Genomic DNA, 13,310 nt, shown 5'->3' with positions numbered 1-13,310 from the left:
GAAGCAGCGGCCGGAGCGGTGGCGACGGCCGGGGTGAGGCAGCGGCAGCGGCAGCGGCCGTGCCGACGGAGGGAGGACGCATGAAGGGTTCGAAGTGGCTGACGCTCGTCGCCTGCGTGGCGGGACTCGCGCTCGTGGGCGCCGCGTGTAGCGACGTCGAGGACACACCCGAGGACACCGGAGGCGACGGCGACACGGCGAGCGTCGCGCAGTGCTCCACCGACGACCCGATCGTGATCGCCGTGAACCCGTGGATCGGGGCCGAGGCGAACGCGGTCGTCGTCCAACAGGTGATGCAGGAGGAGATGGGTTGCGAGGTCGAGCTCCAGGAGATCAACGAATCCGCGCAGTTCCCCGCGATGGCCTCGGGTGATGTCGACGCGACGCTCGAGGTCTGGCCCTCCGGCCATGCGAAGGACCGGTCGCAGTACATCGAGAAGGCCGGCACCGTCGTCGACGGAGGCGAGCTCGGCATCACCGGCAACATCGGATGGTTCGTGCCGTCCTACGTCGTCGAGGATACCCCCGAGTACGCCACGTACGAGGGCTTCACCGAGGCCGACGCGTTCTCAACGGCGGAGACGGGCGACAAGGGCCGCTTCCTCGGTGCGGACACGACGTACTCGATCTTCGACGAGGCGATCATCGAGAGTCTGGGACTGGACCTCGAGGTCGTGTACTCCGGATCGGAGACCGCGTCGCTGTCGGCGCTCGACAACGCCGTGAAGAACGAAGAGCCGATCGTCATGTACTGGTGGACCCCGCAGTGGGCCAATGCGAAGTACGACCTCGTCGAGGTCGAGTTGCCGGAGTTCGATGAGGAGTGCGAGCAGATCGCGCTCGACGATCCGGACGAGGCGGCGGGCTATGACTGCGACTACGCCGACGACGTGCTCTACAAGGCGTTCAGCGTGGACTTCGCGGAGAAGGACCCGGCGGCGTTCGAGTTCCTCTCCAACTTCCAGTGGACCGAAGAGGACCAGAACTCGGTCGCCCTCGAGCTGCAGGAGGGAGCGGATCCCGAGGAGGCCGCGCAGACCTGGATCGACGCCAACCAGGACGTCGTCGACTCCTGGATGCCGGCGGCCTGAGCACGAACAGGACGGTCCGAACACGGGAAGCACGGCGGTGAGACGGGGGCGGTCCATGGGCCGCCCCCGTCGCCGTTGCGGGGACGGGGAGCGATGAGCGAGAACCTGAAGCTGTACATCGACGGAACGTGGGCCGACGCGTCCGACGGCGCGACGCTCGAAGCGACGAGCCCGCGCTCGGGCGAGGTGGTCGCAACCGTGCCCAGCGGCACGCGCGGGGACGTGCAGCGCGCGATCGGCGCTGCCCAGCGTGCGCGTCGTGGGTGGGCCGGGATGTCGGCCTTCGACCGGGCGGCAGGGATGCGACGGATCGCCGCGGCGATCGACGCCAACCGCATCGAGCTCGCGCGCACGCTCGCGATCGATCAGGGCAAGCCCCTGGCCGCCGAGGCCAACGACGAGGTCGAGGAACTACTCGGCTACTTCGAGATGGCCGCGGCCGACGCGATCCGAATGGACGGGATCATGCCGCCGTCGTTCGATGCGAACAAGCGCGTGCTGCTCTACCGCGTGCCGCGCGGCGTCGTCGGGATCATCAGTCCGTGGAACTGGCCGTACACCATGCCGGGGGAGATCCTGGCCCCGGCGCTCGCCTACGGGAACGCGATCGTCTGGGTGCCCGCGCCCTCGACGTCGGTGTGCGCCGTTCGCTTCGCCGAGTGCATCGTCGAGGCCGACCTGCCGGCGGGCGTCTTCAACATGGTGACCGGCGAGGGCGCGGTCGTCGGCGACGAGGTCGCCGCGAATCCCGGGACGAGCGCGATCGGGTTCATCGGCTCGATCGCGACCGGTCATCGCGTCGCGGAGCGCGCGGCCGGCAAGGATCTGCTGCTGGAGATGGGTGGCAACGGACCGCTCGTCGTGATGGAGGACGGCGACATCGACGCGGCGGTCGAGGCGACGCTGACGGCGTGCTTCCTGAACGCCGGACAGAGCTGCACGGCGGGTGAACGGATCCTCGTCCACGAAACCGTCCACGACGTGTACGTCGGCAAGCTTTCCGCCGCCGTCGCGGAGAAGATCCACCTCGGCGATCCCTTGGACGACGCGACCACGATGGGTCCGGTGAACAACGCCGGTGTCGCCGACAAGACCGAGCGGCACGTGGCCGAAGCGGTCGAGGCAGGTGCCTCCGTCGTCACCGGCGGCCGTCGTGCGCCCGAGCACGGCAGCGAGCTGTTCTTCGAGGCGACGGTCCTCGACGGCGTGACCGACCGGATGCAGGTGGCGCGCGAGGAGACGTTCGGTCCGGTTGTTCCGGTCTCGACGATCCGCAGCGAGGACGAGGCGGTGGCGCTCGTCGACGACTCGGAGTACGGGCTGCTGTCGGCGATCTTCACCGCCGACCTGGCGCGGGGGCTACGGTTTGCCGAGCGGGTGCGCACCGGGTGGGTGAACGTGAACGAGGGCACCAACTACTGGGAGTCCCACCTTCCCTTCGGCGGCGGCGCGGGCTCCAAGAGCGGTATCGGCCGTGTCGGAGGGCGCTACTCGATGGAGCGCCTGACCGAGCTCAAGACCGTGGTGCTCAACCTCGGCGAGAGCTGAGTTGCTGAGGTCGCAACCGGTGGGTTGTCAGCGCAACCACGCGGGCCGACCATCGGTGCCGGCGACGGCGTACGCCGTCGCACGGGCGAGAAGCTTAAGGAGCGCGGGGAACCGGATGCGCGATCGGGCCCAACTGGTGATCGTGGGAGCGGGGATCGTGGGCACGAGCGCCGCCCGCCACCTGGCCGAACTCGGCGTGACGGATGTCCTCGTTCTCGATCAGGGACCGCTTTTCGAGACCGGCGGGTCGACCTCACACGCCCCGGGACTGGTGTTCCAGACGAACGGATCCCGGACGATGTGCCGGATCGCGCAGGACACGGTCGCCCAGTACGCCGAGCTCGCTCTCGACGGGCAGCCGGGCTGGTACGGCGTCGGCGGGATCGAGATCGCGACTACACACGAGCGCATGGAGGAGCTGAAGCGCCGTCTCGGGTTCGCCCGCGCCTACGGGATCGAGGGTGCCGAGCTGTTGGACCCCGGCGAGACCGCCGCGAAGATCCCTCTGCTCGACCCGTCGACGATCCACGGCTCGCTCTTCGTCCCCTCCGACGGAGCTGCGAAGGCCGTTCGTCTCGCCGCCGCGTACGCGCGGAAGGCGGAGGCCAGGGGCGCCGCGTTCGAGGGTGGCGTGACGGTCACCGGGTTCGACATCCGAGAGGGACACGTCCACGGTGTGCGGACCGACCGGGGCGACGTCGAGTGCGAGCAGGTGCTCGTGTGCGCGGGGATCTGGGGGCCGCGGCTCGGGGCGATGGCGGGGGTGCCGATCCCGCTCGCGGCCGTGCAACACCAGCTCGTGTGGACCGAGCCGCTCCCCGAGCTCGCGGGTCAGACAGACGAGATTGCTCACCCGATCCTGCGTCACCAGGACGTCTCGCTGTACTACCGCCAGCGCGAGGACCGCTACGCGCTGGGCAACTATCGCCACGAACCCGTGCTCACCGACCCGGAAGACATCCGCCACCCGTCCGAGCCCGGTCCTATGCCGTCGGTGATGCCGTTCACGCCGGAGCACTTCTCCGAGTGCGAACGCGAATCGACCCGGATCATGCCGGCCCTGACGGATCGGATCGACCTGTCCACCGCGATCAACGGGATGTTCTCGTTCACGCCCGACATGGGCTCGATCGTCGGCGAGTCGACCGACGTGCGCGGATTCTGGATCTGCGAAGCGGTCTGGGTCACGCAGGGAGGCGGCATGGGCCGTCAGGTCGCCGAGTGGATCGCGACCGGCGAGCCGAGCATGGACCTCGCCGAGGCCGACGCGAACCGGTTCTACCCGTACATGACGACCCCGCCGTACGTCCGCGAACGCGGTGCGCAGAACTACCGCGAGGTCTACGACATCATCCATCCCCGCCAGCAGATGGAGCGCCCACGCAGGCTCCGCCTGACCCCCGCCTACGAGGCGCACGCCGCGCTCGACGCGGAGTTCGTGGTGGGAGCGGGGTGGGAGCGCCCCCAATGGTTCGCGTCCAACGGGGACCTGCTCCGTGGCGACCCGTGGGAGCGGCGATCGGGATGGGCAGCGCAGCACTGGTCGCCGATCGAGGGCGCCGAACACCTGGCGACCCGCGAACGTGTCGCGCTGTTCGACATCACGCCGTTCGCAAAGTTCGCGGTCGGTGGTGCCGGCGCGCTCGCATTCCTGGAGCGGATCTGCGCGAACCGGATCGACCGGGCCGTCGGGTCGGTGATCTACACGGCGATGCTCACGCCCCGGGGTGGCATCCGGTGCGACCTGACCGTGACGCGGCTGGCCGAGGACCTGTTCCAGGTCGTGACCGGTGGCGGATCGGCGATGCACGACCTCGCGTGGCTGCGCGCGCAGGCCCGCGACGGTGAGCGGGTCGGGATCGTCGATCGCACGACGAGCTCGTTCTGCTTCGGACTCTGGGGGCCGCGTGCACGCGACGTGCTGTCGGCGGTGACGACCGACGACGTGTCGAACGAGGCGTTCGGGTACCTCACCGGACGGCCGATCCACCTGGGCGAGGTGCCCGTGTTCGCCCAGCGGATCTCCTACGTCGGTGAGCTCGGATGGGAGGTGTACGGCCCGTTCGAGATGGGCGCGCGGGCCTGGGAGCTGCTCTTCGACGCGGGGCGTGAGCACGGGATCGTGGCGGCGGGCCTCGGGGCGTTCGACTCCCTGCGCCTGGAGAAGGGCTACCGCCTCTGGGGTCAGGACATCCACACCGAGCACGATCCGTTCGAGGCCGGCCTCGGGTTCGCGGTGCGGATGGACAAGGGCGGGTTCCAGGGCCGCGACGCGCTCGAGCGGATCGCCCGAGGTGGCTCGAGCCACAAGCTCGCGTGTATGACCCTCGACGATCCGTCCGCGGTCGTGCTCGGCAAGGAGCCGATCCGCGACGCACAGGGAGCGGTGGTCTCCTACGTCACCTCGGCCAACCACGGCTACTCGATCGGTCGAGGGATCGCCTACGGGTACCTGCCGGTCGAGCTGGCCGTCGAGGGAACCCCCGTCCGGATCGAGTACTTCGACGAGCGGTATGCCGCGACGGTCGCGGCCGATCCCTTGTTCGACCCCAAGAACGAACGCCCGAGGAGCTAGGAGCGCCCGATGAGCGACGAGCAGGAACTGGACCTGTCGACCCTCCCCGACGACGAGCTCACCAAGCAGATGCACGACGATCTCTACGACGGCATGGCCGACGAGATCGTCGAGGGAACGAACATCCTCCTGGGTCGCGGATGGGCGGCCGACCGGGTGCTGAACGACGCCCTGGTCGATGGGATGCGGATCGTCGGGATCGACTTCCGCGACGGCATCCTGTTCGTCCCGGAGGTGCTGCTGGCCGCGAACGCGATGAAGGCCGGGATGGAGATCCTCCGGCCGCTGCTCGCCGAGACCGGTGTGGAACGGGTCGGCAAGGTCGTGATCGGCACCGTCAAGGGCGACATCCACGACATCGGGAAGAACCTCGTGTCGATGATGCTCGAAGGCGCCGGGTTCGAGGTCGTCGATCTCGGCATCAACAATCCGGTGGAGAACTACCTCGAGGCGCTCGAGGAACACGAGCCCGACATCCTCGGGATGTCGGCGCTGCTGACGACGACGATGCCGTATATGAAGGTCGTGATCGACGAGCTCGTCGACAAGGGCCTCCGCGAGGACTACATCGTTCTGGTGGGTGGCGCGCCGCTGAACGAGGAGTTCGGCAAGACCGTGGGCGCCGACGCCTACTGCCGTGACGCCGCGATCGCCGCCGAGACGGCGCAGGCGCTCGTGCTCGCGCGCCGCGCGGCGGCGGGGGCCTGATCGCGATGGCCGAGCTCACGGTGATCCGCTGGCGCGACATCCCCGCGCAGGTCACGGCAAAGCAGGGGAGGGAGTCGGCGCGGGTCCAGTTGACCGACCGGTTCCAGGAGGCGATCGACGCCGCCGCGACGAGCATCGGACTGATCGGCACCGACGAGTATCTGGCCGAGTGGGCGCGCGACGCCCGCCCGTGCGGAGACGACCTCGAGGCCGAGGCGCATGCGGAGGCGGAACGGATCGAGGCCGCGCATCCCGACGAGGCGCTGCGCGCCCTGATCCGCAGCGGCGGCCGGCGCGCCGACGGAGGCCCCGCATGACCGAGACCGTCCTCAGCTCGGCGACGAAGGAGGTCGTCCTGGGGTTCGACCGTCCGTTCGTGGTGATCGGGGAGCGGATCAACCCGACCGGCCGCAAGACGCTCGCCGAGCAGATGAAGGCCGGCGACTTCTCCACCGTGATCGTCGACACGAACGCCCAGGTCGAGGCGGGCGCGCAGATGCTCGACGTCAACGCGGGGATCCCGCTCGCGGACGAGCCGGCGATCCTGGCGGAGACGATCAAGCTCGTGCAGTCCCTGACCGACGTCCCGCTCTCGATCGACTCGTCGATCGTCGCTGCGCTCGAGGCCGGCCTGTCCGCCTATCAGGGCAAGGCGCTCGTGAACTCGGTGACGGGCGAGGAAGAGCGTCTCGAGGCCGTCCTGCCGCTCGTGGCGAGACACGGGGCGGCCGTCGTCGCGATCACGAACGACGAGACCGGCATCTCCCAGGACCCGAACGAGCGATTCGCCGTCGCGAAGCGGATCGTCGAGCGTGCCGCCGATCACGGCATCGGCCGCGAGGACATCGTCGTCGACCCTCTCGTGATGCCGATCGGGGCGATGCGCACCGCGGGCCGGCAGGTGTTCGAGCTCGTCCGGCGGTTGCGGACCGAGCTCGGCGTGAACTCCACCTGCGGTGCGTCGAACGTCAGCTTCGGCCTGCCGAACCGTGGTGGTCTGAACGCGGCGTTCCTGTCGATGGCGATCGCTTCGGGGCTGACCTCGGCGATCACGAGTCCCCTGCATCCAGAGATCCGCCAGGCCGTGATGGCCGCCGACGTGATGATGGGCAACGACGCCGACTGCATCGCGTGGATCCGCACCTACCGGGAGCCCTCGGCGGACGGCGGCGGTCGTCGGGAGCGCGGCGCTCGCCGGCGCGCCCGGGGAGCGGGTACCGACCCGGCGCCACCGTGAGCACGGCCGAGCCGCTCGTCGTCTTCACCCCGTCGGGCAAGCGGGGCCGGTTCCCGGCGGGGACGAACCTCCTCGATGCGGCCCGTTCGCTCGGGGTCGACCTCGACTCGGTGTGCGGCGGACGGGGGATCTGCGGCCGGTGCCAGATCACGGTGAGCGAAGGGGAGCACGCGAAGCACCAGATCACCTCCGCCGCCGATCACTTGAACGCGTTCACGCGGACCGAGGAGACCTACGCGCGGGAGCAGGGGCTCGCGTCCGGCCGCCGGCTCGGGTGCGCCTGCGAGGTGCTCGGCGACGTCGTGGTCGACGTTCCCGCCGACAGCCAGGTCCATCGCCAGGTCGTGCGCAAGGAGGCGGACGCGCACCCGATCGAGATCGACCCGGTCGTGCGCCTGTACTACGTCGAGGTCCGGGAACCCGACCTCGGAGAGTCCTCCGGCGATCTGCGGCGGCTCGAGGAGGCGCTCGAGACGGAGTGGGCGCTCACCGGGCTCACCGCCGATCTCCAGGTGCTCCGCGACCTCCAACGCACGCTGCGCGAGGGGAAGTGGGCCGTGACGGTCGCCGTCCACGACGGGGCGACGATCACCGGGATCTGGCCGGGTTTCCACGACCGTGCGGTCGGCGTCGCGTTCGACGTCGGTTCGACGACGGTTGCGGGGCACCTGTGCGACCTGACGACCGGCGAGGTGCTCGCATCGGCGGGATCGATGAACCCGCAGATCCGCTTCGGCGAGGATCTGATGAGCCGGGTGTCGTACGTGATGATGAACCCCGGTTCGGAGGCCGACCTGACGGCCGTCGTCCGGGAGTGCCTCAACCAGCTCCTCGCCGAGCTCGCGGCCACCGCGGAGATCGACGGGACCGACATCCTGGAGCTCACGATCGTCGGGAACCCGATCATGCACCATCTGCTGCTCGGCCTCGATCCGACCGAGCTGGGCGGAGCGCCGTTCGCGCTCGCCGTCGACGAGGCGGTGCGGCTGCGGGCCGAGGAGCTCGACCTTGCGGTCCACCCCGGCGCCCGCGTCTACGTCCTGCCGTGCATCGCCGGGCACGTGGGCGCGGACACGGCGGGCATGGTGCTCTCCGAAGGTCCGTACCTCCGGGCGGGGGTCGAGCTGCTCGTCGACGTCGGGACGAACGCCGAGATCGTGCTCGGCAACCGCGACCGACTGCTCGCCGCATCGAGCCCGACCGGTCCCGCGTTCGAAGGAGCGCAGATCAGCTGCGGCCAGCGCGCCGCGCCCGGCGCGGTCGAGCGGGTCCGGATCGATCCCGAGACGCTCGAGCCGCGGTTCCGCGTGATCGGTCGCAACGCTTGGTCGGACGAGCCGGGCTTCAAGGGCGCGTCGGTGACCGGCGTGTGCGGGTCGGGGATCATCGAGGTGATGGCCGAGATGTTCCTCGCGCGGATCCTCACCGCGGACGGGACGATCGACGGCGCGCTCGCCGGGCGTTCGGAGCGGATCGTCCCGGACGGACGGACGTTCTCCTACGTGCTCCACGACGGCGAGCCGCGGTTGGTGATCACCCAGAACGACGTGCGCGCGATCCAGCTCGCGAAGGCCGCGCTCGAGGCCGGGTGCCGCCTGCTGATGGATCATCTGCAGATCGAAACCGTCGACCGGATCCGGCTGGCGGGCGCGTTCGGAGCGCACATCGATCCGGTGCATGCGCTGGTCCTCGGGATGGTTCCGGATTGCGACCCGTCCGGGGTCACCGCCGCGGGGAACGCCGCCGGGACGGGAGCGCGGATCGCGTTGCTCAACCGCTCGGCGCGGACCGAGATCGAAGACGTCGTCCGCCGGATCGAGAAGATCGAGACGGCGGTGGAACCAAGGTTCCAGGAGCATTTCGTGAACGCGATGGGCATCCCGCACGCGACCGATCCGTACGCGCGCTTGGGGACCGCGGTGTCCTTGCCCGAGCGGACCGCAACGGGTGCCACGACGGACCGAGGTCGACGTGGGCGCTCCCGGCGCCGCGCCGCCTCCGACGATGCGACCTCTGGAAAGGACGAGACCGCATGAGCGAGACGACCGGACGAAGGCGCGGCGGAGGACGGGCGGCACGGCAAGCGGCGCGGGCGGCGACCACCGCCGAGCGGATCCCCTACATCACGCGAACGCTCAAGCCGCTCGAGGTGCTCGACACCGAGGGCCTCGAGCTGATGGAGCACAACGCCGACACGATCCTGGAACAGGTGGGGATCGAGTTCCGTGAGTCGCCCGATGCGCTGGAGCTGCTGAAGGGCGCGGGAGCCGACGTCGACGGGGAACGTGTCCGCTTCCCGTCCGGGATGTGCCGGGAGACGATCCGGGCGTCGGCACCGTCGAGCTTCACGCAGTACGCGCGCAACCCCGAGCACAACGTGGAGGTCGGCGGGAGGCACACCGTGCTCGCTCCGGCCTACGGCTCGCCGTTCGTGCACGATCTTGACCAGGGACGCCGGTACGGAACGATCGAGGACTTCGGCAACTTCGTGAAGCTCGCGTACGCCGCGCCGTTCCTGCACCACTCGGGCGGGACGGTCTGCGAGCCCGTGGACCTGCCCGTCAACAAGCGCCACTACGACATGGTGTACGCGCACATGCGCTACTCGGACAAGGCGTTCATGGGCTCGGTGACCCACCCCCTTCGCGCGCAGGACACCGTGGAGATGTGCAGGATCCTGTTCGGCGCGGCGTACCTCGAGGATCATCCGGTCGTCATGAGCCTGGTGAACGCGAACTCGCCACTCGTGTGGGACTCGACGATGCTCGGCGCGGCGAAGGCGTACGCCGAGGCGAACCAGGCGCTGATCATGACCCCGTTCATCCTCGCCGGCGCGATGAGTCCCGCGACCGTCGCGGGCGCGGTCGCCCAGACGCTCGCCGAGGCGATGGCCGGGATGACCTACGTCCAACTCCTCCGTCCGGGGGCGCCGGTCGTGATGGGCTCGTTCGCGTCGTCGATGTCGATGCAATCGGGCGCGCCGACGTTCGGAACGCCCGAGCCCGCGCTCGTGCTCTATTCGCTGGCGGCGCTCGCCCGACGCCTCGGCGTACCGTTCCGCAGCGGAGGGTCGCTCACGGCCTCCAAGCTCCCCGACGCGCAGGCTGCCTACGAGTCGGCGAACACGTTTCAGCCCACGATGCTCGGCGGGGTGAACTTCGTGCTGCACGCCGCCGGGTGGCTCGAGGGCGGGCTCGCGATGGGGTACGAGAAGTTCGTGCTCGACCACGATCAGTGCGGGATGGCGGCGGCGTTCGCCAACGGCGTCGACCTGTCGCCGAACGGTCAGGCGATCGACGCGATCCTCGAGAACGGGCCCGGGCAGCACTTCCTCGGGACGGCGCACACGCTCGCGAACTTCGAGTCGGCTTTCTTCCGCTCGGGGGTGGCCGACAACAACTCCTTCGAGCAGTGGGAGGCCGAGGGCTCCAAGGACGCCGCCGAGCGTGCCAATGCACTGTGGAAGAAGACGCTTGCCGAGTACGAGCCGCCGCCGATCGACGAAGCGAAGGACGGCGAGCTGCTCGAGTGGATCGAGAAGAAGAAGGCGAGCTTCCCGGACTCGAACGTCTGATGGCTCTGCGCCGCTCCCGGATCGCGAAGCTCTCCGAGGTCGAACGTGTGGCGCTGCGACGCCTGATCGAGGATCCGAAGTTCGAGCTGATCCCGCTCTCCGACGTCGGTGAGCAGGCGGCGTTCCTTCCCCCGGGCGTCACGGTCACGGTGACGGCCTCGCCGGCGAAAGGGATCGAGGCCACGATCGAGCTGGCCGAGAAGATGGCCGCCGTCGGCCACCCCGCGATCCCGCACCTGTCCGCCCGGATGATCCGCGATCGCGCGCATCTGGCCGAGCTGCTGCAGCGACTCGCGGTCGCCGGCCTCACGTCGGTCTTCGTCGTCGGCGGGGACCCGATCGACGCCGACGGGTTCCCCGACGGGCTGGCCCTGCTGCGCGCGATCGAGGAGACCGGTCCGCGACCGAGCGAGATCGGGATCCCCGGCTATCCCGAGGGGCACGTGGACATCGATGCGGTCGTGCTCGGCACCGCGCTGCGCGACAAGTCGGTGCACGCGGACTACATCGCCACCCAGCTCTGTTTGGATCCGACCGCGATCGCGTCGTGGGTCCAGTGGTTGCGGGCCTCGGGCATCGCGCTCCCCGTGCACCTGGGGACGCCCGGTGTCGCCGACCTGACGAAGCTGCTGTCGATCGCGACGAAGATCGGCGTCGGAGGCTCGGCCCGGTACCTGTCCAAGAACCGTCGGGCGGTCGGCCGCCTCGTTCGGAAAGGTGGCTACCGCCCCGACGGTCTGCTGGAGGATCTCGCTCCGGTCTTGGCCGACGCGAACGCCGACGTGCGGGCGCTCCACCTGTTCACCTTCAACCAGGTCGAGCGCACCGTCGACTGGCAGCGCCGGATGCTGGAGGAGCTGTCGATCCAGGCACGCTAACAACCGGTCAGTTCCGCATCCTTCACGCTGTCTCGCGGGTCCGCGGAGAACCCATCCCGACCGGACCCGCCGCGAATGCTGTCGTTACCGGCGACGCCGTCCTGAGAATCGAGGCAGAGATCTTTACCCGCCCCGCCAGACACGAGGTCTGATCCGCGACCGCCGGTCGCCCGGTCAGCGCCTCGCATGCCTATCACTCTGTCCGAGCCACGCCCGCCGACGAGGGTGTCCCCCTGGCAGGCGCCCGCTCGCTGATGCTCATGTTCGAATCCTCTGTAGCGACTGTTTCAGCTAGGGGAAGAGGTCCACAGCCGAGTACGTCCGCGCTCCTGGGGGCGGTTTCTTGATCTCTTCTCGAGCACACACCGCCAACTCGAGATGCTTGCGAACAGCAGGCAGTTGTCCCGCCTTCGCCGTTAGGGAACTCACGATGCGCGCCCCGTTCACGCCGCGCGCCCACTTCGCCTCACCGACGAGAATCGCCGCTTGATCGACGCCGGCCAGCGCCACCGCGTCGATCTCGTTCTCTCCGTCCCGATCCCACCAGGGTCCGATGGCTTCGACTTCCTCGGGCATCTGCCCGGTGACCGCGAGGTGCCGAAGGTGATCCCGGAACGCCTCCTCCCACGCAGCCCCCATGTGATCATCGAGGCCCCGTTCGATCGATCCGACGATCGAACCTCCCAAGCCTCGCTCGATCTCTCCGCGATGTCGTTCCACCAGCGTGAGCCAGAATCGGAGGAAGTTGTCGGCGATCCGGTACACCGTCCGTTTGGTTCGCCGCGGGTTCTCTGTGATCGGAACCACTCGTTCCACGAGACGCAGCTCGGCCAGACGATCGAGCGTTCGTGCTGGCTCCGCACGCACCGCCTGTTCGATCTCGTGGTGTTTCGTGCGACCCGCCGCAATCGCTCGCAGCACGAGGCCCCCGAGCTCTCCCGATTCTCCCTCTGTAGCGAGCACGAGTTGGCCCTCCGTGAGCATGGGGGCCCCAGGGGCACAGACCAGGCGATCGAGGTTCGAACGGACCGGTTCCGTCTGATCCCACCAGCTCAGGTACAGGGGCATCCCGCCGGCGACGCCCCACACCAACGCACGACTCGCGGGATCCAGGACGCGGAGCATCGTCGACGCCTCTCGTGGTCGGAACGGATGCACGAGGAGCGGGAGATCGATCCGCCCGAACAAGGGTGAACGCTCGTCCTGCATCGCCTCCATCGTGCGAACGGCAGATCCGCACACGAGGATGCGCAAGGCTGTGCGCCCCCTTTCGCGATCGAGCCAGGCGCGCAACACGGACGGAAGGGCTGGATACGTTCGCGTGAGCTCCGGGAACTCGTCAAGGATGAGCAGCGAAGGGCTTCGGACGTCGGCGAGCCCGGCAAGGGCGTCATCCCAGTCGGTGAAAGGCCGGATTCGCGCGTTTCGCCGTTCGAGATCGGCCACCTTGGTTGCCTCGTCTGTGAGGATCCTGAGCTCATCGGCAAGCGGGCGTCCCGCGCCCGTGTGGAATACCGTGGGCTTGCCGCGCGCGAAGCGTTGGATCAAGGCCGTCTTACCGACCCTTCGCCGTCCCCACACGAGGGCGATCCCCGTGGAGGTCGACCACCAGCGGTCGAGGGCGGCGAGTTCCCCTGTCCGGTTGACGAATGACATGAGACGAAGTTACACCACCTGTAAGTTACAGTCAAGGTAAGTT

10 protein-coding genes are annotated in these 13,310 nt (G+C 69.1%); 9 read left to right on the top strand and 1 reads right to left on the bottom strand.

Annotated features, from left to right (window positions below; translation table 11 throughout):
- The first annotated feature begins 80 nt into the window (after nucleotides 1-80).
- From WEF05_01620 to WEF05_01580, 9 genes are all read left to right on the top strand, one after another.
- Nucleotides 81-1,091: an ABC transporter substrate-binding protein gene (locus WEF05_01620; protein MEX1100598.1), complete on the top strand. Its 1,011-nt coding sequence runs from the start codon at nucleotides 81-83 to the stop codon at nucleotides 1,089-1,091.
- Nucleotides 1,092-1,184: 93 nt separating this feature from the next.
- Complete coding sequence (locus tag WEF05_01615) at nucleotides 1,185-2,639, top strand: aldehyde dehydrogenase family protein (GenBank protein ID MEX1100597.1); 1,455 nt, start codon at nucleotides 1,185-1,187, stop codon at nucleotides 2,637-2,639.
- Between the two features lie 115 nt (nucleotides 2,640-2,754).
- Entirely contained in the window at nucleotides 2,755-5,214 is a 2,460-nt protein-coding gene (locus tag WEF05_01610) for an FAD-dependent oxidoreductase (GenBank protein ID MEX1100596.1), read from the top strand.
- Between the two features lie 9 nt (nucleotides 5,215-5,223).
- Nucleotides 5,224-5,922, top strand: a complete 699-nt coding sequence (locus WEF05_01605; GenBank protein MEX1100595.1) for a B12-binding domain-containing protein — start codon at nucleotides 5,224-5,226, stop codon at nucleotides 5,920-5,922.
- A gap of 5 nt (nucleotides 5,923-5,927) precedes the next feature.
- The gene (locus WEF05_01600; protein MEX1100594.1) at nucleotides 5,928-6,239 is read left to right on the top strand and encodes a virulence factor; all 312 of its coding nucleotides are present in this window, start codon (nucleotides 5,928-5,930) and stop codon (nucleotides 6,237-6,239) included.
- Entirely contained in the window at nucleotides 6,236-7,159 is a 924-nt protein-coding gene (locus WEF05_01595; protein MEX1100593.1) for a dihydropteroate synthase, read from the top strand. The genes WEF05_01600 and WEF05_01595 overlap by 4 nt, the downstream gene beginning before the upstream one ends.
- Nucleotides 7,156-9,195, top strand: coding sequence for an ASKHA domain-containing protein (locus tag WEF05_01590; GenBank protein MEX1100592.1), 2,040 nt, complete (start codon nucleotides 7,156-7,158; stop codon nucleotides 9,193-9,195). The genes WEF05_01595 and WEF05_01590 overlap by 4 nt, the downstream gene beginning before the upstream one ends.
- Complete coding sequence (locus tag WEF05_01585; protein ID MEX1100591.1) at nucleotides 9,192-10,733, top strand: trimethylamine methyltransferase family protein; 1,542 nt, start codon at nucleotides 9,192-9,194, stop codon at nucleotides 10,731-10,733. The genes WEF05_01590 and WEF05_01585 overlap by 4 nt, the downstream gene beginning before the upstream one ends.
- Nucleotides 10,733-11,611, top strand: a complete 879-nt coding sequence (locus WEF05_01580; protein MEX1100590.1) for a methylenetetrahydrofolate reductase — start codon at nucleotides 10,733-10,735, stop codon at nucleotides 11,609-11,611. Before WEF05_01585 ends, WEF05_01580 begins: the two co-directional genes overlap by 1 nt.
- Before the next feature lie 291 nt (nucleotides 11,612-11,902).
- Here the strand turns inward: WEF05_01580 and WEF05_01575 are convergent, their stop codons facing one another.
- A complete protein-coding gene (locus tag WEF05_01575; GenBank protein MEX1100589.1) occupies nucleotides 11,903-13,267 on the bottom strand; it encodes an ATP-binding protein in 1,365 nt (454 codons plus the stop codon).
- Nucleotides 13,268-13,310: the final 43 nt, after the last annotated feature.

The organism is Actinomycetota bacterium (assembly GCA_040881665.1).
In the GTDB taxonomy this organism is placed as follows: Bacteria; Actinomycetota; UBA4738; order UBA4738; family HRBIN12; genus JBBDWR01.
Note: the sequence above shows the minus strand (reverse complement) of the source record. Positions and strands in the feature narration are given on the sequence as shown.